The organism is Cardiobacterium sp., from assembly GCF_057314735.1.
In genome coordinates, this window is record NZ_DBHKZK010000053.1 from 1 (window position 1) to 17,791 (window position 17,791).

Below are 17,791 nucleotides of genomic sequence, written 5' to 3' on the forward strand. Positions count from 1 at the left end.
ACAGGCGGTGGAGCGGGCTTTTATTGAGTATATTATTTAGGGTGGATGGCTATAACGGCTGACGGTTTTGACCTGATGAAACTGGCACAGTTGCGCGGGAATCTCCGGGAACAGCTGCAACAATCCTTTCCGTCCGTCGCAAACAATGCTCTGTATTGCAATGCCTTTTTCCCGCAAATCGTTCAGCGCTTCGGCATAGAGGGCGTTGGTTTCGTGTTTGACTTCACGGACGGAAAGGACTTGCCCGCTGATGCTGTCCATCAGCACCATCACACCGAAACTGCGCCCGAAGTAAGTGGTGTCCATGATGATGTTGGCTTTGGCAGGCTGCGGGAAGGTTTCCCGGATGCGCGCCCTGCGCAGATGGCGGTAGATGGTCTTGCAGCTACAACCGTGTTGCGCGGCGAGCTGGGCGGCAGTCTGCTTGCCCGCGCTGTAGGCTGTCCAAAGTTCATCGCTTTGGTGACGCCTGCTACCGTCAAATTGCCTGCCACAGTTGCAGCATTTATAGCGTTGTTGGCTGTTGCGCCGCCCGTTCTTTTTGACCTTCTTCGAGCCACAGAAAAAGCATTTTTTGTGTTCAAAGGTTTTGACCCCGCTTAAAGCCTTGCAGCATAAGGCTTACAGCGTTTTTGAGCCTCCATTTTGTCCTATACATACGCCGAGAAACTTCCTTTATCCTGCCGTTTTTAAAGTATAGCCGACCACCGAAAGTTTCAGACAAGGCGCGCCGCTGAAGACAGCACGCTTTTGTACGGCGAAGCTGCGCAACACCGTGTGAGGCTTTCGGTGGTCGGCTGTAGTTAGAGCAATGACCAAACAGCACCGGCCCACTGACAGCACCAGCACTCTCGTTAAAGTATCACCCGATAATTCAGGAAACAAAAAAACCGGCTATAAAACCGGTTTTTAAAGCAGATAGAATGTAACATCTCATTCCGAATCATCAGTAACAGGACGGTCCACTAGCTCAACATAAGCCATTGGAGCCTGATCACCCGGGCGATAACCACATTTTAGGATACGTACATAGCCTCCCGCCCGTTCTTTATAGCGCGGCGCCAATTCAGTAAACAGCTTCTGAACAGCCTTGCGATCACGAAGGCGAGAGAAAGCCAAACGACGTCCTGCAACATCATCATGATTCTTTGCATGAGTAATAATGGGCTCAATAACGCTACGTAAATCCTTAGCCTTTGGCAAAGTTGTTCTAATCAGCTCATTCTCAATCAATGAAACCGACATATTCTTAAACATCGCTTTACGATGCGCACTTGTGCGGCTAAATTTACGTCCCGCCAATTTGTGTCTCATAAAAAACTCCTAATTATATTAATGATTTAGGTTAATGGTTACCGTCACTTCCGGACCAGTTTTCCAAATCCATCCCAAGTTCTAGGCCATGTGCAGCCAAAACTTCTTTAATTTCATTCAAGGATTTCTTGCCCAAATTTGGGGTTTTCAAAAGTTCAACTTCAGTACGACGAACCAAATCACCAATATTATTAATATTTTCTGCCTTCAAACAATTGGCACTACGCACTGTTAATTCTAAATCATCAACAGGACGTAACAAGACGGGATCAACTTGTACCTCTTCTTCATATTCGGCTTCAATTTCGGTAGATTCCAAATTGACAAAAACGGCAATTTGTTTATGTAAAATCGTTGCAGCCTCACGGATGGCCTGCTCCGGATCAATGGTTCCATTTGATTCAATATCAATAACCAATTTGTCTAAATCAGTATGCTGCTCAACACGCGCCGCCTCAACACGATACGCAATGCGCTTGATCGGACTAAACGATGCGTCAACACGCAACACGTTTGGAGCATGAGTTGTTGAATCAGGCTCTTGCGCTGCCACACGATAACCTCGACCTTTCTCAACAATAACATTCATATTGAAAGGTACATTCTGAGTTAAATGCGCAATAACATGATCAGGATTACAAATTTCCAGGTTAGAAGGAACAGTAAAATCGGAAGCCTTAATCTCACCAGTCTTACTAATAGAAAGACGCATCTCAGCCCGCTCCCCTTCATGCAGAATCAACGCCAAACCTTTAAGATTAAGAAGAACATCAATGACGTCCTCACTTACTCCATCGATACCAGAATACTCATGTAAAACACCATCAATTTCACATTGAGTAACAGCGGCCCCCTCAATGGAAGAAAGCAAAACTCGACGCAAGGCAGTACCTAAAGTATAGCCAAAGCCACGCTCCAACGGTTCCAGTACTACACGCGAAGTATTTAGCCCCATTTCTTGAATCTTAACAATACGCGGGGTCAATAATTCTGATAACGCCATTTCAAACGCCTATAAAATAACCACAAAAGCAAGAAATCGTCAAAATCACTTTGAATACAGTTCTACAACCAAAGATTCATTGATTTCGGCAGACAAATCAATGCGTTCCGGTACTCGTTTAAAAATCCCAGACATCTTTACTGTATCTACATCAACCCAATCGACAAAACCTCGTTGTGCAGCAACTTCTAATGAACTTTGAATTCGAAGCTGCTTGCGACTTTTCTCGCGCACTGCAATAATGCTTTCAACTTGAACCTGATATGATGCTATGGTCACACGCTGACCATTTACTTCAATAGCACCATGCGATACCAACTGGCGCGCCTCAGCACGTGTTGCACCATATCCCATGCGATACACGACATTATCCAGACGCTGCTCTAAAAACTGAAGCAAATTCTCACCTGTAGAACCTTTCTTTTGAGAAGCCTTCTTATAATAATTACGAAACTGACGTTCTAATACTCCATAGATACGTTTCAATTTCTGCTTCTCACGCAGCTGATTACCATAGTCAGACAAGCGTCCACGACGTGCACCATGCTGACCAGGCGCAGAATTCATATTACATTTGGATTCAGTTGGTCGAATTCCTGACTTCAATTCGAGATCAACACCTTCACGACGTGCCAAACGACATTTGGGTCCAATATATCTAGCCATTAATTACTCCACATCAAATTAAACACGGCGCTTCTTGGGAGGACGGCAGCCGTTATGGGGAATTGGGGTGACATCTGTAATACTGTGGATAGTAAAACCAGCAGCATTAAGAGCACGCACAGCAGACTCACGCCCTGGACCAGGTCCTTTGATATTCACATCAAGATTTTGAACGCCAAATTCTTTGGCCGCATTACCTGCACGTTCAGCAGCAATTTGCGCTGCAAACGGAGTACTTTTTCTTGAACCGCGAAAACCAGAACCACCAGCAGTTGCCCAAGAAAGCGTGTTACCCTGACCATCCGTTATGGTCACGATAGTGTTATTAAAAGAAGCGTGGACATGTGCAACAGCATCCACCACGACACGCTTTGCTTTTTTTCTTACATTTTTTTGTTTACTAGCAGCCTTAGCCATAATGTTCTCTCTAGTTTATCGCTTAATTGGACGACGAGGACCTTTGCGCGTACGAGCATTAGTTTTAGTACGCTGACCACGTACTGGTAAACTACGACGATGACGCAAACCACGATAACAGCCCAAATCCATTAAGCGCTTAATATTCATGGAAACTTGGCGACGCAAATCACCTTCCACTTGGTATTCTGCAACCGCCGATCGCAGAGCATCAACTTCTGCATCAGACAAATCACGAATTTTTTTACTGGGTTCGACCTTTGCCGCAATACAAATACTACGCGCACGAGTGGAACCAATTCCGTAAATTGAAGTCAACGCAATTACAGTATGTTTTTGCGTTGGCACATTAATTCCCGCAATACGAGCCATTAACCAACTCCTATAGAATCGAACAAATCATAAAAACAGTAGCAAGAATTATCCTTGCCGCTGTTTATGACGCTTATCTGAACAAATAATACGCACACTACCATTGCGGCGAATAACACGGCAATTTCGGCACATAACTTTTACAGATGCACTAACTTTCATAAAAACTCCACAAAAACAGCAAAATCAATGCAAACTATGATCACCAAATCCAGACAAATTAGCTTTTTTCATAAGTGTCTCATACTGTTTGGACATAATATGCGATTGAACTTGTGAAACAAAATCCATAGCAACCACAACCGCAATAAGCAATGACGTACCACCAAAGAGAAACAACGCCTGTCCAGAAGCAGAGCCCAAATTCATTAACGTTGGCATGATACACACAAAAGCCACATAAAGTGCCCCAATCAAAGTTAGACGCTCCTGCACCATATCAAGATATTCAGCCGTTTGCCGACCTGGACGAAATCCCTGAATAAAGGCATTAGATTTCTTCAAATTATCAGCAAGCTCCCGATTTTCAAACATCATAGCAGTATAAAAGAAAGAGAACAGAACAATCAACAGTGAAAACGCTGCTATATATAACCAGTTACCCTGGAATAGTCCATGAGCTAAGTCTCCAAAAAAACGTCCCCATGAACCTGACAAATTACTAAGTAATGAAAACAGGGAAACTAATAATGTAATAATTGCAGAAGCAAAAATCGCAGGGATAACACCCGCCATATTAATCTTCAGTGGTAAATGAGAACGTTGTCCCATGCTTTGTGTCCCCATTCCCTGACGTTTAGCGTAATGTATCGCAATTTGTCGCTGGGCGCGCTCTACAAAAACAATAAGGCCGAAAAGCGCAATTATCACAAACAACATCAGGAAAAATCCTAAGAAAGTAATATTACCTTCTTTAGTCTGCGAAACCAAATTCGCTATTCCCGCAGGAATATGTACAGCTATCCCCGCAAAAATTAGCATAGAAACGCCATTACCTATACCACGCTCAGTAATTTGTTCTCCTAGCCACATCATAAATAAAGCACCTGTCGCTAAACTTATAGTACCAGTAATCAGGAATGCTTGTCCAGAAAATAACGTCAAGCCTTGCGACATTACCATTCGAGAAATAGCAAAACCTTGTACTAAAGCAAAAACTAGCGTCAGATAGCGAGTATATTGGCTAATTTTTTTTTGTCCACTACTACCCTGCTGGCGCAATTCCTTCAAAGGAGGGTACATATGTGTAAACAATTGGAAAACGATAGATGCCGATATATACGGTGCCACCCCCAAAGCAAGCAAAGATGCATTGCTCAACGCCCCGCCAGAAAACATATTAAAAAGTTGAAAGATGGAACCATCTCCACTATCAAATAACTGGCGAACCTTTTCATGATCCACGCCAGGTACTGGTATATGCACTCCAATGCGATAAATTACAAGTGCAAAAACCAAATACCACAGCCGTGAGCTTAATTCTTTATGTGAATTACTGGCAGATTTTGCCATGAACGCACCTTTCTCCTTACCATAGTTCATTCAGAAATTGAACCGCCTGTCGCCTCTATTATTTTTTTAGCCCCCATGGTAACTGCAATACCCTTTAAAGTAAGTGCCGTTAACACATCACCACTTAAAAAAACCTTAGCAAGCACAGCAGTAGACGGAATCAAATTATGTTCTTTTAATACAGACAAATCTATCTCAGGAATGCCTGAAAGTATATTTAATTCAGAAGTACGAACTTGAGCCACCATACCATTCTGGCGACTACGAAACCCGCGTTTTGGCAAACGACGCTGTAATGGCATTTGTCCACCTTCAAAGCCCACCTTATGATAGCCACCACTGCGCGCTTTTTGTCCCTTGTGTCCCTTGCCACTGGTTTTACCCCAACCAGATCCCACACCGCGTCCAAGCCGCTTTTTTCCTTTACTTGATCCAGACGCTGGTTTCAAATTATTTAATAACATTAGTGAACCTCTTCCACTTTCAAGAGATAAGAAACTTTATTAATCATTCCACGAATTTCCGGTGTATCATCAACAACACGAGTTTGACGTATTTTTTTTAACCCCAAACCCAAAATACAATTCTGATGATTTACAAGGCGACCATATTTACTTTTCATTAAAGTAATACTAAGTTTCTTATCCGACATTTGCAAGAACCTCCTCTATGTTTTTCCCGCGCTTTGCAGCGACCTCTTGAGCCGTAGTCATTTTCTGCAACCCTGCTATAGTAGCACGAACAACATTACCCGAATTACGCGTTCCCATGCATTTTGCCAAGACGTCCTTAATCCCTAAAACCTCAAAAACAGCCCGCATGGCACCACCTGCAATAATACCCGTACCATTGGAAGCGGGCTGCATATATATTTTTGCCGCACCATGCGTACCTATAACAGGATGTTGAAGTGTATCATTATTCAGAATTACTTTGACTAAATTTTTCTTAGCTTGATCCATAGCTTTCTGAATAGCAACAGGCACCTCTTTTGCCTTACCATAACCATAACCAACGCGCCCGTTTCCATCACCTACAACAGTTAACGCAGTAAAAGCAAACTGACGTCCACCTTTAACCACCTTTGTTACGCGATTAACAGCAACCAATTTCTCCAAAAATTCACTATCCTGTGACCGTTCTTTCTGTTGTGCCATAAAACTACCTCTTAAAACTTCAAACCCGCTTCACGAGCCGCATCAGCCAAGGCCTTAACACGCCCATGATACAGGAAGCCACTACGATCAAATACAATATCATTTATACCCAGTTGTTGCGCCTTTTCAGCAACAATTCTACCAACCCTAACAGCCGCTTCAATATTGGCAGTATGATTCAATCCTTGGCGAACGTCAGATTGCAAAGTGGACACACTTGCTAATACCCTACTTCCATCGGCGCTAACAATTTGTGCATATGTATGTTGCGGAGTCTTATTAACAATCAAGCTAATTTTCCCTGCCTCCCGAATATTTAATCTAATACGTTTACCACGACGAATGCGGTTAATTTTTTTCTGATTCATCATCTTACCTAAAACTCAATTATTTTTTCTTCGCTTCTTTCATAAGAACATATTCATCAACATAGCGAACACCCTTACCTTTATAGGGTTCTGGCGGACGATATGCGCGAATTTTAGCTGCCACTTCGCCTACCTGCTGTTTATCACTACCCTTTATCAGAATCTCTGTTTGACTAGGAGTTTCCACAACAATACCTGAAGGGACACTAAATTCTATAGGATGAGAAAACCCCAAAGACAAATTAAGCTTTTGTCCTTGCGCTTGAGCCCGATATCCCACTCCTATTAACTGTAATCGCTTTTCAAAGCCCTGGCTAACTCCAATAACCATATTATTAACCAGAGCCCGCATAGTCCCACACATGGCCCAATGAGCTATATCCTCTTTTACCGGAACTAAACGAATCGAACCTCCGTCCTGCTTGACATCCACATAAGTATGCAGATTTAGACTTAGATTCCCTTTACTCCCCTTTACAGTAATTTGTTTATCGACAATAGTAACATCCACGCCTTTAGGGACAGAAATAGGCTGTTTACCAACTCGCGACATAATATTCACTCCCAATTAGGCTACATAACAAATTACTTCGCCACCAATCCCTTTTTGGCGTGCCTTTTGATCACTCATGACGCCTTGAGAAGTGGAGACTACAGCAATACCCAAACCGCCTTGTACACGAGGCAGATTATCCTTTCCCTTAAAAAGGCGCAATCCGGGGCGGCTAACCCGTTTTATAAATTCAATAACAGGTCTTCCCTGATAATACTTCAAGCTTATAGTGAGCTCTCTTTTTTTATCACCTTTAATCTCAAAAGAGTGGATGTATCCTTCTTCTTGCAAGACAGTCGCAATAGCAACTTTTTGTTTAGATGAAGGCATCACTACCAACGAACGCCCAATACGCTGAGCATTACGAATACGGGTCAGCATATCAGCAACCGGATCAGTCAACATAAATAAAACCTCTTTGATTTCAGTATCAGTTCGTAAAAAAGAACTTGGAACTTAATTGTCACAGGGAAAAATAGCCTTACCAACTGGCTTTTTTGACACCCGGAACCTCACCCCGCATAGCCAACTCACGCAATTTATTGCGCGAAAGACCAAATTTACGATAAACCGCATGCGGACGACCAGTAATACGACAACGACGCTGCAATCTAACAGGAGATGCATCTCTTGGTAGTTTTTGCAATTTTTCTTGTGCCGCTGTACGCTCTTCTTCTGAATAGGAATCCACTTTTCGTATAATTTCTTTCAATTCATGACGTTTTACTGCAAACTTTTGGACCAGACAAATACGCTTGTTTTCACGATTAATCATACTTCTTTTTGCCATGACTTAAGCCCTAAACGGAAAACCAAAAGATTCAAGAAGCGCCTTGGCAGCACTGTCATTACTTGCCGTGGTCGTAAATGTAATATCCATACCACGTATAGCATCTGTTTTTTCAAAATCAATTTCTGGAAAAATTATATGCTCACGCACACCAAAACTATAATTCCCTCTACCATCAAAAGATTTAGGACTCAAACCGCGAAAATCTCGAGTACGTGGCAAAGAAACATTAATCAATCTATCTAAAAACTCATACATACGCTCACGTCGTAAAGTTACTTTACAACCTATGGGCCAGCCATCTCGAATTTTAAAGCCCGCAATTGATTTCTTAGACTTAGTAATCAACGGCTTTTGTCCCGCAATAAGACTCAAATCACGCACGGCATTATCCATTAATTTTTTATCATTAACAGCTTCACCTACTCCCATATTGATCGTAATCTTAACTAATTTGGGAACTTGCATAACATTAGTCAATCCAAGTCGCTTCTGCAATGCAGGCGCGAACTCCTGACGATATTGCTCTTGTAATCTAGCCATAATTTAAATTCCTTAATCTACTCGTGCGCCTGTAGATTTATAGACGCGAAATTTTTCGCCGTTTTCAATTTTAAAGCCAACTCGATCACCCTTTCCCGTTGATGGATTAAATAACATCACATTAGAAATATGAATTGGCGCTTCTTTTTTTTCTATCGAGCCTTCTCTTTGCAATTGATGATTCGGTTTAATGTGCTTAAAAACTTTGTTAATCCCTTCAATTACAACATGAGTATCTGTTACTTTTAATACCGTACCACGCTGCCCTTTATTGTCAACTTTTCCAGCAATAACAATAACCTCATCACCTTTTCGGATGCGCTTCATGTCAGTTCTCCTTATAAAACTTCAGGTGCGAGAGAAATAATTTTCATAAATTTCTCACTGCGTAACTCACGAGCGATAGGGCCAAACACTCGAGTACCAATTGGTTCTAACTTATTGTTGAGCAGAACTGCTGCATTGCTGTCAAAGCGAAGTACAGAGCCATCTCTACGGCGAACACCTTTTTTTGTCCTAACAATTAATGCATTATATACATCACCTTTTTTAACGCGACCACGAGGCAGAGCCTCTTTAACCGAGACTTTAATTACGTCTCCAATACCCGCATAACGTCGATGAGATCCACCAAGAACCTTGATACATTGTAACTCCCGAGCCCCACTATTATCTGCAACAGATAAGCGTGATTGCATTTGAATCATGATGATTTTCCCCCTTAGCCCTTAGCCTTTTCAACAATCTCAATCAAGCGCCATGTTTTTGTCTTGGAGATTGGACGACTTTGTACTATACGCACAGTATCACCAATATTGCACTCATTATTTTCGTCGTGTGCATGACACTTTAAAGTCCGTTTAATATATTTACCATATACAGGATGTCTTTCATAACGAACTACAGCAACGGTGATAGATTTATCACTTTTATTGCTTAAAACCTGCCCCTGCAAAACACGTTGAATACTTTGATTGTCAGCCATAGTTATACACTCACATTCTGCTCATGCAGTAAAGTTTTTATGCGGGCAATATCACGACGAACCTGCCGAATTTGATGAGGCTGTTCTAATTGAGCATTAGCCTTCTGCATCTTCAATTTCAATTGATTTTGACGCAAAGACAACAACTCCTCACGCAATTCATCTATATTTTTTTCACGCAAATCTTTGAGAGACATTACATCACCTTACGTGTTTCAAAAACGGTACGCACGGGCAATTTTGCAGCAGCCAAACGAAAAGCTTCTCGTGCCAAATCCTCAGTGACCCCTTCCAATTCATACATGACCGTACCTGGCTGAACTTTTGCTACCCAGTACTCAACATTACCTTTACCCTTACCTTGTCGTGTTTCCAAAGGTTTATTGGTGACTGGCACATCAGGGAAAATACGAATCCACATTTTACCGCCACGCTTTACATGACGGTTAATAGCTCGACGCGCTGCTTCAATTTGTCTAGCTGTGATTCTCCCTCGCGTCGTCGCTTTCAGACCATATTCGCCAAAGCTAACTTCGTTACCAGCCTGTGCCAAACCACGGTTGCGGCCTTTATGTTGTTTTCTAAATTTTGTTCGTTTAGGTTGTAACATTTTGTTTCACCTTAATCTTTACGCCGAGCATTACGGGGTTTGTTGCTACGTCTAGCACGCTTTTCTTCCGGAACTTCACCGTTCATACTTGCGTTAGCATCAAAACCTTCTAAATTTTCACCTTTAAAAATCCAGACCTTCACGCCAATAACACCGTAAGTCGTGTTCGCCTCAGCAAAACCATAATCAATATCAGCACGCAATGTATGCAAAGGCACGCGCCCTTCACGGTACCATTCCGTTCGCGCTATCTCTGCACCATTCAGACGTCCCGCAATACTAACTTTAATTCCCGCAGCACCTAGACGCATGGTGGATGCCACCGAACGCTTCATCGCACGACGAAACATTACACGTCGTTCCAATTGTTTGGCGATACCGTCGGCAACCAAATATGCATCCAACTCTGGGCGTCGAATCTCTTCGATATTAACTGAAGTAGGAACTCCCATGATAGAGCTAATTTCCTGCTTCAGAATTTCAATATCCTCACCTTTACGACCAATTACTATCCCAGGCCGAGCCGTAAAAATAGTAATTTGAGCACCATTACGTGGCCGCTCAATTTGAATTTTACTTACCGAAGCATGTGCTAATTTTTTACGAATAAATTCACGAACCTCAAAGTCCTTTTCTAAGAAATTAGCATAATCTTTCCCTTCGGCGTACCATTTGGAAACCCAATCTTTGGATACTCCCAAGCGGAATCCGACAGGATGTACTTTTTGACCCATAGATATAATCTCCAATTAGACTTCTTGTACCCGAATAAAAATATTACTGGTACGTTTTAAAATACGATTTCCACGACCTTCCGCACGAGCAGCAAAGCGTTTCATCGTCATACCTTCACCCACTTGAATCTCAGCAATATGTAAAACGTCTATATCTGCACCTTCATTATTTTCTGCATTTGCAATAGCAGAATTTAGCAACTTTAAGATAATACCAGAGGCCTTCTTTTGACTGAATGTGAGAATCTCTATTGCCTCATTAATGTGCTTACCGCGAATTTGATCAGCAACTAAACGAGCTTTCTGTGCAGAGATACGAGCAGCACGTAATTTTGCGATAGCTTGCATTATTTTCTCCTTATCGTCCTTTTTTATCTGCTGCATGACCACGGTAATTGCGCGTTGGCGCAAATTCACCCAATTTATGCCCAATCATATCTTCACTGATCAGAATAGGAATATGCTGCTTACCATTATGTACAGCAATAGTTAAACCTATCATTTCCGGAATAATCATTGAACGGCGGGACCAAGTTTTAATCGGTTTCTTATTGTTATTTTCTGCAGCGGTTTCAACTTTTTTAGCCAGGTGCAGATCAATAAAGAACCCTTTCTTTAACGAGCGCGGCATATACTTCATCCTCTCTTATTATTGCGATGCTGAACAATCATTCTTTCAGTACGCTTATTTTTTCGGGTTTTATATCCTTTAGTTGGCGCTCCCCACGGAGAAACTGGATGACGCCCACCAGAGGTACGACCCTCACCACCACCATGCGGGTGATCCACAGGGTTCATTACAACGCCACGTACGGTTGGGCGGATACCACGCCAACGTTTAGCACCCGCTTTGCCAAGAGAACGCAAACTATGTTCATGATTTCCCACTTCCCCCAAAACGGCACGGCAATCGCTCAAGACTTTACGCCGTTCACCTGATTTAAGACGAATCGTAGCGTATTTTGAATCCCGTGCAACAATTTGTGCCGAGGCACCTGCGCTACGTGCTAACTGAGCCCCCCTGCCTGGTTTCAATTCTACACAATAAACCGTAGAACCGACCGGGATATTACGAATAGGCAAACAGTTTCCTGTTTTTATTGTCGCATCGTCTCCATTACGAATGGTGTCTCCTGATTTCATCCCGCGTGCAGCTATAATATAGCGCCGTTCACCATCTGTATAACAGACAAGAGCGATATATGCAGAACGGTTAGGATCGTATTCCAAACGTTCAATGACCGCATCAATTCCATCTTTGCATCTTTTAAAATCAATTACGCGATACTTCTGCGCATGACCGCCTCCACGGTGACGCGTCGTAATGCGACCCGCGTTATTACGCCCTCCAGTACCTGTTTTCTTTTCAACCAAAGCAGCGAAAGGTTGCCCTTTATGAAGATCGGGGCGAGATACGTCTACCACAAAACGGCGTCCGGGAGACGTAGGTTTTTTTCTAATTATGGCCATTATTTATGTCTCCTTATGCCTGTTCAGACAGCAGCGCTTCCATATCCACGCTCCTTTCCAAACTAATATAAGCTTTTTTAAAGTCCTTTCGTTTCCCAACGCGCTGTCCAAAACGTTTGGTCTTCCCTTTTATGTTTACCGTATTAACCGCAACAACATTCATTTCCAACAAGTGCTCTACTGCTTCTTTAATTTGTTCTTTCGTAGCTTTACGTGCCACCTTAAAGACAAGTTGCTTTCTTGCTGTTGCAGAGGAAGATTTTTCTGTAACCAATGGACCTTGAATAACTTGTAAGATATTTTCTTGTTTCATGACAGCCACTCATTAATTCGATTGATTGCACCCTTATCTAGCACAACCTTTTTGTGACGAAGCAACAAAATCGGATCAAGCGCTTCTACATCAACTACAGTCACAGAAGAAATATTGCGAGAAGCCACAAACAAATTCTCATTCAGGGATTCTGTAATCAATAGAAAATCCTGCCCAAACCTCATCTCAGCAGCATACGCCACAAAGTCCTTAGTTTTACTAGAAGAAAAACTCAACTCTTCTACCGCACACAAACGGTCTTTTCGATGCAATTCAGACAAAATACTACAAATCGCCGCACGATACATTTTGCGATTTACTTTCTTATTGTAATCACGCGGTTTTGCTGCAAACGACACACCACCACCGCGCCAAATTGGTGAACGAATACTTCCTGCGCGGGCACGGCCAGATCCTTTCTGTTTCCACGGCTTCACTCCTCCACCGGAGACTTCGGAACGCGTCTTTTGGGCTTTTGTACCAGCGCGCCCGCCCGCAAAATAAGATGTAACAACTTGATGAATTAATGCCTCATTAAACACTGCATTAAAAACAGCATCGGAAACTGAGACTGCGCTGGAAGTATTTTTAAATTGAATATCCATAACACCTCCTTACGCTTTTACTGATGGACGAATAACAACAAAGCCTCCCTTTGCGCCGGGCACGGCTCCTTTAATCAAAAGAAGATTACGTTCACTATCAACACGCGCTACCTCCAAATTTTGGGTGCTACGCATTTCATTTCCCAAATGGCCGGACATTTTCTTTCCTTTAAAGACACGTCCAGGCGTTTGATTCTGACCAATTGAGCCTGGAACGCGATGAGAAAGCGAGTTACCGTGTGTTTTACGCTGTCCACTAAAATGATGGCGTTTAATGGTGCCCGCAAAACCCTTACCAACGCTGCGTCCACGAACATCAACACGCTGCCCTTCTGAGAAAATAGAAATCTCAATCACATTGCCCACACCAAAATTGGCAATATCTTCAGCAGCAACTCGGAATTCTTTAACAACAACACCAGCTTTAACGTTTGACTTGGCAAAATGTCCTGCCAACCCTTTAGTAATCCGGTTAATCTTGCGCTCACCTACAGAAACCTGGATAGCATCATATCCGTCTGTTTCAAGCGTCTTAATTTGAGAAATGACGTTTGGCTTGACTTCAATTACCGTCACGGCGCAAGCACTGCCATCCTCTCCAAAAATACGGGTCATACCCAATTTCTGACCCACTAAACCCATTGTCATATATTTTCCTCATGTAAATGAAAAAGGCGAGAGGAGGGCGGGTAACCCTCTTCGCCTTTCAGGACTACAAGAAAGGTGTGCGATTTTACTGCAACTCGATCTTTACGTCAACTCCTGCCGCAAGATCGAGTTTCATTAAGGCATCTACCGTTTTATCCGTAGGATCAACAATATCCATAATACGCTTATGTGTACGCATCTCATATTGATCACGCGCATCTTTGTTAACATGCGGTGATATTAAGACGGTATAGATCTCTTTCTTGACTGGAAGCGGTACTGGCCCTCGAACTTGAGCACCAGCCCGCTTGGCTGTTTCAACAATCTGCTTCGCAGAAGCATCAATCAAACGATGATCATATGACTTCAGACGGATACGAATTTTTTGTGCATTTGCCATAACTATTACTCGATAATTTTGGCGACGACGCCGGCACCAACGGTACGACCACCTTCGCGAATTGCAAAACGCAGACCCTCGTCCATCGCAATCGGTGAAATCAGCTGTACGGTCATCTTGATGTTGTCACCCGGCATAACCATTTCCACGCCTTCCGGCAGGATGCATTCACCAGTCACGTCCGTAGTGCGGAAGTAGAACTGAGGGCGGTACCCTTTGAAGAACGGGGTGTGACGTCCACCCTCATCTTTGGACAAGATATATACTTCTGCCTCAAACTTGGTGTGTGGAGTAATGGTGCCCGGTTTGGCCAATACTTGGCCACGTTCGACTTCTTCACGCTTTGTACCACGCAGCAATACACCCACGTTGTCACCGGCTTCACCCTGATCCAGCAGTTTGCGGAACATTTCTACACCAGTACAGGTGGTCTTTGCGGTCGGACGGATGCCGACGATTTCGATTTCTTCGCCAACCTTGATAACGCCACGTTCGATACGTCCGGTTACTACGGTACCACGACCGGAGATGGAGAAGACGTCTTCAATCGGCATCAGGAAAGGTTTGTCAATATCACGCTGCGGCTCGGGAATGTAGCTGTCCAATGCATCAACGAGTTTGATGATTGACGGTACACCAATGTCAGACTGGTCGCCTTCAAGCGCTTTCAGGGCAGAACCGATGATAATCGGGGTGTCATCACCCGGAAAGTCGTATTCGCTGAGCAGGTCGCGTACTTCCATTTCTACCAGTTCCAGCAGTTCGGCATCATCTACCATGTCTGCCTTGTTCAGGTAAACGACAATGTACGGTACGCCTACCTGACGGGATAACAGGATGTGTTCACGGGTTTGCGGCATCGGACCGTCAGCAGCAGAACAGACGAGAATTGCACCGTCCATTTGTGCCGCACCGGTAATCATGTTCTTAACGTAGTCGGCGTGTCCCGGGCAGTCTACGTGGGCGTAGTGGCGGTTCGGCGATTCGTATTCAACGTGTGCGGTTGAGATGGTGATACCACGGGCGCGTTCTTCCGGCGCACCGTCAATTTGGTCGTAAGCCTTGAAGGTACCGCCAAAACGTTCTGCACCTACTTTGGTCAGCGCAGCTGTCAGGGTAGTCTTGCCGTGGTCAACGTGGCCAATGGTACCTACGTTTACGTGCGGCTTGGTTCGGGTAAATTTCTCTTTAGACATGATTTAACTCCAAAAATAAAAATCAGGATTTGCTCTTGATGACTTCATCAACAACGTTGCTCGGCGCTTCGTTGTAGCAGTCAAATTCCATAGAATAACTGGCGCGGCCCTGGCTCAATGAACGCAATGAAGTAGCATAGCCGAACATTTTTGCCAACGGCACTTGGGCGCGAACAATCTTGCCACTTGCTTCATCGTCCATACCTTGAATGAGTCCACGACGGCTATTCAAGTCACCAATGACATCGCCCATATATTCTTCCGGCGTGGAAACCTCGACCTTCATCATTGGTTCCAGCAACACTGGTTTGGCCTTGCGCGCCCCCAGTTTGAAGCCTTCAGAACCAGCCAGTTTAAAGGCCATTTCCGAAGAATCCACTTCGTGGAATGAGCCATCAAACAGGGTAACCTTGACATCTACTACCGGATAGCCTGCCAGCACGCCATTCTGCATTTGTTCTTGCACACCTTTATCAACGGCAGGGATGTATTCTTTGGGAACGACACCACCGACAATGGCATTGACGAATTCATAGCCAAAACCTGGTTCTTGTGGCTCAATCCGCAACCAAACGTGACCGTATTGACCACGTCCACCAGATTGACGTACAAATTTGCCTTCCTGTTCTACGCTTTCACGCAGCGCTTCGCGGTAGGCTACTTGCGGTGCACCCACATTCGCTTCCACTTTGAATTCGCGCTTCATGCGGTCAACGATAATTTCCAGGTGCAGTTCACCCATACCGGAAATGATGGTTTGTCCGGTTTCTTCATCGGTGTGCACACGGAATGACGGATCTTCCTGTGCCAGTTTTGCCAACGCCATCCCCATTTTTTCCTGGTCGGATTTGGTTTTCGGTTCAACTGCAACTGCAATAACCGGTTCCGGGAATTCCATCCGTTCCAAAATGATAGGCTTGTTGACATCACATAGGGTTTCGCCAGTGACAACATCTTTCAGACCAACGCAAGCTGCAATATCGCCTGCATAAACTTCTTTGATTTCTTCGCGCGCGTTGGCGTGCATCTGCACGATACGACCAATACGCTCACGTTTGTCTTTAACCGAGTTGAGCACAGTAGTGCCAGCTTCCAGTACACCTGAATAGCAACGGACGAAAGTCAGCGTTCCCACAAACGGGTCGGTAGCAATTTTGAACGCTAAGGCGGAGAAAGGCGCACTATCATCTGCTTCACGACTGTCAGTTTCTTCAGTATTCGGATTAATCCCTTGAATAGCCTCAATATCAACCGGGCTGGGCAGCAGTTCAACCACTTTATCCAGCATTGCCTGAACGCCTTTGTTCTTGAATGAAGAACCACAAACAACCGGAACTATCTCGTTATTGATGGTACGTTCACGCAGACCTGCGATGATTTCTTCTTCACTCAGCGCTTCACCACCCAGATATTTTTCCATCAGGGTTTCATTCGCTTCTGCCGCAGCTTCAACCAGTTTTTCCCGCTGTACTTCACAGTCGGCAAGTAACTCGGCCGGAATATCAGCATATTTGAAGGTCATGCCTTTGTCATCTTCATTCCAGATGATTTCTTTCATCTTGATAAGGTCAATGACACCCTTGAAGTTCTCTTCGGCACCAACAGGCAACTGCAACGGAACTGGCTGGGCATTCAGCCGGTCTTCCATCTGTTTGACAACGCGCAGGAAATTCGCTCCGGTACGATCCATTTTATTGACGTAGGCAATACGCGGAACGCGGTACTTGTTAGCCTGACGCCAAACGGTTTCAGTTTGCGGTTGTACGCCGCCAACAGCACAAAGCACCAAGCAGGCACCATCAAGTACACGCAGGGAGCGCTCTACTTCGATAGTGAAGTCCACGTGTCCGGGCGTATCAATAATGTTAATGCGGTGCTCATCGAACTGTGCGCCCATACCTTTCCAAAAGCAGGTAGTGGCCGCAGAGGTAATGGTAATACCGCGCTCCTGTTCCTGTTCCATCCAGTCCATCGTTGCCGCGCCATCGTGTACTTCGCCGATTTTGTGAGACATCCCGGTGTAGAACAAAATTCGCTCGGTCGTCGTAGTTTTACCCGCATCAATGTGCGCCATAATGCCGAGGTTACGGTATTTGTTAATTGGGGTTTTGCGTGCCATGTGTTTGTTTGTCTCC

Annotated in this window: 30 protein-coding genes and 1 pseudogene; all 31 read right to left on the reverse strand. The window is 44.1% G+C overall.

The genetic code is table 11. The features are described 5' to 3' along the window. Positions 1-36: 36 nt before the first annotated feature. Positions 37-531, reverse strand: a pseudogene (locus ACO54Z_RS06655) (IS256 family transposase, variant Zn-binding type); the annotation flags it as partial. A gap of 402 nt (positions 532-933) precedes the next feature. Continuing rightward, complete coding sequence (gene rplQ, locus ACO54Z_RS06660) at positions 934-1,314, reverse strand: 50S ribosomal protein L17 (RefSeq protein WP_485996325.1); 381 nt, start codon at positions 1,312-1,314, stop codon at positions 934-936. 31 nt (positions 1,315-1,345) lie between these two features. Continuing rightward, positions 1,346-2,317, reverse strand: a complete 972-nt coding sequence (locus tag ACO54Z_RS06665; RefSeq protein ID WP_485996326.1) for a DNA-directed RNA polymerase subunit alpha — start codon at positions 2,315-2,317, stop codon at positions 1,346-1,348. 45 nt (positions 2,318-2,362) lie between these two features. After that, positions 2,363-2,983: a 30S ribosomal protein S4 gene (gene rpsD, locus ACO54Z_RS06670; protein WP_485996327.1), complete on the reverse strand. Its 621-nt coding sequence runs from the start codon at positions 2,981-2,983 to the stop codon at positions 2,363-2,365. A gap of 18 nt (positions 2,984-3,001) precedes the next feature. Then, positions 3,002-3,400 (reverse strand): 30S ribosomal protein S11, encoded by a 399-nt coding sequence (gene rpsK, locus ACO54Z_RS06675; protein ID WP_485996328.1) that lies wholly within the window; start codon positions 3,398-3,400, stop codon positions 3,002-3,004. Positions 3,401-3,415: 15 nt separating this feature from the next. Further along, entirely contained in the window at positions 3,416-3,772 is a 357-nt protein-coding gene (gene rpsM, locus ACO54Z_RS06680) for a 30S ribosomal protein S13 (protein ID WP_485996329.1), read from the reverse strand. A 48-nt stretch (positions 3,773-3,820) separates the two neighbouring features. After that, complete coding sequence (gene rpmJ / locus ACO54Z_RS06685) at positions 3,821-3,934, reverse strand: 50S ribosomal protein L36 (RefSeq protein WP_485996330.1); 114 nt, start codon at positions 3,932-3,934, stop codon at positions 3,821-3,823. 24 nt (positions 3,935-3,958) lie between these two features. Continuing rightward, complete coding sequence (gene secY, locus ACO54Z_RS06690; protein WP_485996331.1) at positions 3,959-5,284, reverse strand: preprotein translocase subunit SecY; 1,326 nt, start codon at positions 5,282-5,284, stop codon at positions 3,959-3,961. Positions 5,285-5,310: 26 nt separating this feature from the next. Further along, positions 5,311-5,748 carry a 50S ribosomal protein L15 gene (rplO, locus tag ACO54Z_RS06695; protein ID WP_485996332.1) on the reverse strand — a complete coding sequence of 146 codons (438 nt, stop codon included), beginning with the start codon at positions 5,746-5,748 and terminating at the stop codon, positions 5,311-5,313. Beyond that, positions 5,748-5,936: a 50S ribosomal protein L30 gene (rpmD, locus tag ACO54Z_RS06700; RefSeq protein ID WP_485996333.1), complete on the reverse strand. Its 189-nt coding sequence runs from the start codon at positions 5,934-5,936 to the stop codon at positions 5,748-5,750. The genes rplO and rpmD overlap by 1 nt, the downstream gene beginning before the upstream one ends. Continuing rightward, entirely contained in the window at positions 5,926-6,441 is a 516-nt protein-coding gene (gene rpsE / locus ACO54Z_RS06705) for a 30S ribosomal protein S5 (protein WP_485996334.1), read from the reverse strand. Before rpsE ends, rpmD begins: the two co-directional genes overlap by 11 nt. An 11-nt stretch (positions 6,442-6,452) precedes the next feature. After that, a complete protein-coding gene (gene rplR, locus ACO54Z_RS06710; RefSeq protein ID WP_485996335.1) occupies positions 6,453-6,809 on the reverse strand; it encodes a 50S ribosomal protein L18 in 357 nt (118 codons plus the stop codon). Positions 6,810-6,828: 19 nt separating this feature from the next. Further along, positions 6,829-7,362 (reverse strand): 50S ribosomal protein L6, encoded by a 534-nt coding sequence (rplF, locus tag ACO54Z_RS06715; protein ID WP_485996336.1) that lies wholly within the window; start codon positions 7,360-7,362, stop codon positions 6,829-6,831. A 15-nt stretch (positions 7,363-7,377) separates the two neighbouring features. Beyond that, complete coding sequence (gene rpsH, locus ACO54Z_RS06720; RefSeq protein WP_485996337.1) at positions 7,378-7,767, reverse strand: 30S ribosomal protein S8; 390 nt, start codon at positions 7,765-7,767, stop codon at positions 7,378-7,380. A gap of 76 nt (positions 7,768-7,843) precedes the next feature. Further along, a complete protein-coding gene (gene rpsN / locus ACO54Z_RS06725; RefSeq protein ID WP_485996338.1) occupies positions 7,844-8,152 on the reverse strand; it encodes a 30S ribosomal protein S14 in 309 nt (102 codons plus the stop codon). A 3-nt stretch (positions 8,153-8,155) separates the two neighbouring features. Then, on the reverse strand, positions 8,156-8,695 hold the full coding sequence (gene rplE / locus ACO54Z_RS06730; protein WP_485996339.1) for a 50S ribosomal protein L5: 540 nt from the start codon (positions 8,693-8,695) through the stop codon (positions 8,156-8,158). Positions 8,696-8,707: 12 nt separating this feature from the next. Further along, positions 8,708-9,022, reverse strand: a complete 315-nt coding sequence (rplX, locus tag ACO54Z_RS06735; RefSeq protein WP_485996340.1) for a 50S ribosomal protein L24 — start codon at positions 9,020-9,022, stop codon at positions 8,708-8,710. 11 nt (positions 9,023-9,033) lie between these two features. Further along, positions 9,034-9,402 (reverse strand): 50S ribosomal protein L14, encoded by a 369-nt coding sequence (gene rplN, locus ACO54Z_RS06740; RefSeq protein WP_485996341.1) that lies wholly within the window; start codon positions 9,400-9,402, stop codon positions 9,034-9,036. A gap of 14 nt (positions 9,403-9,416) precedes the next feature. Next, complete coding sequence (gene rpsQ, locus ACO54Z_RS06745; RefSeq protein WP_485996342.1) at positions 9,417-9,680, reverse strand: 30S ribosomal protein S17; 264 nt, start codon at positions 9,678-9,680, stop codon at positions 9,417-9,419. 2 nt (positions 9,681-9,682) lie between these two features. Continuing rightward, complete coding sequence (gene rpmC, locus ACO54Z_RS06750) at positions 9,683-9,877, reverse strand: 50S ribosomal protein L29 (protein ID WP_485996343.1); 195 nt, start codon at positions 9,875-9,877, stop codon at positions 9,683-9,685. Continuing rightward, positions 9,877-10,290, reverse strand: coding sequence for a 50S ribosomal protein L16 (gene rplP, locus ACO54Z_RS06755; protein WP_485996344.1), 414 nt, complete (start codon positions 10,288-10,290; stop codon positions 9,877-9,879). The genes rpmC and rplP overlap by 1 nt, the downstream gene beginning before the upstream one ends. 11 nt (positions 10,291-10,301) lie before the next feature. After that, on the reverse strand, positions 10,302-11,024 hold the full coding sequence (gene rpsC / locus ACO54Z_RS06760; RefSeq protein WP_485996345.1) for a 30S ribosomal protein S3: 723 nt from the start codon (positions 11,022-11,024) through the stop codon (positions 10,302-10,304). 15 nt (positions 11,025-11,039) lie between these two features. Next, positions 11,040-11,372 carry a 50S ribosomal protein L22 gene (gene rplV / locus ACO54Z_RS06765; RefSeq protein WP_485996346.1) on the reverse strand — a complete coding sequence of 111 codons (333 nt, stop codon included), beginning with the start codon at positions 11,370-11,372 and terminating at the stop codon, positions 11,040-11,042. 10 nt (positions 11,373-11,382) lie between these two features. Then, positions 11,383-11,655 (reverse strand): 30S ribosomal protein S19, encoded by a 273-nt coding sequence (rpsS, locus tag ACO54Z_RS06770; RefSeq protein WP_485996347.1) that lies wholly within the window; start codon positions 11,653-11,655, stop codon positions 11,383-11,385. A 5-nt stretch (positions 11,656-11,660) separates the two neighbouring features. Next, complete coding sequence (rplB, locus tag ACO54Z_RS06775; RefSeq protein ID WP_485996348.1) at positions 11,661-12,494, reverse strand: 50S ribosomal protein L2; 834 nt, start codon at positions 12,492-12,494, stop codon at positions 11,661-11,663. 13 nt (positions 12,495-12,507) lie between these two features. Beyond that, positions 12,508-12,807 (reverse strand): 50S ribosomal protein L23, encoded by a 300-nt coding sequence (rplW, locus tag ACO54Z_RS06780; RefSeq protein WP_485996349.1) that lies wholly within the window; start codon positions 12,805-12,807, stop codon positions 12,508-12,510. After that, the gene (rplD, locus tag ACO54Z_RS06785) at positions 12,804-13,412 is read right to left on the reverse strand and encodes a 50S ribosomal protein L4 (RefSeq protein WP_485996350.1); all 609 of its coding nucleotides are present in this window, start codon (positions 13,410-13,412) and stop codon (positions 12,804-12,806) included. The genes rplW and rplD overlap by 4 nt, the downstream gene beginning before the upstream one ends. A 9-nt stretch (positions 13,413-13,421) precedes the next feature. Continuing rightward, entirely contained in the window at positions 13,422-14,060 is a 639-nt protein-coding gene (gene rplC, locus ACO54Z_RS06790) for a 50S ribosomal protein L3 (protein ID WP_485996351.1), read from the reverse strand. An 85-nt stretch (positions 14,061-14,145) separates the two neighbouring features. Continuing rightward, complete coding sequence (gene rpsJ / locus ACO54Z_RS06795) at positions 14,146-14,460, reverse strand: 30S ribosomal protein S10 (RefSeq protein ID WP_485996352.1); 315 nt, start codon at positions 14,458-14,460, stop codon at positions 14,146-14,148. A 5-nt stretch (positions 14,461-14,465) separates the two neighbouring features. After that, on the reverse strand, positions 14,466-15,656 hold the full coding sequence (tuf, locus tag ACO54Z_RS06800; RefSeq protein ID WP_298079389.1) for an elongation factor Tu: 1,191 nt from the start codon (positions 15,654-15,656) through the stop codon (positions 14,466-14,468). A gap of 22 nt (positions 15,657-15,678) precedes the next feature. After that, entirely contained in the window at positions 15,679-17,775 is a 2,097-nt protein-coding gene (gene fusA / locus ACO54Z_RS06805) for an elongation factor G (RefSeq protein WP_485996353.1), read from the reverse strand. Between the last annotated feature and the right edge of the window lie 16 nt (positions 17,776-17,791).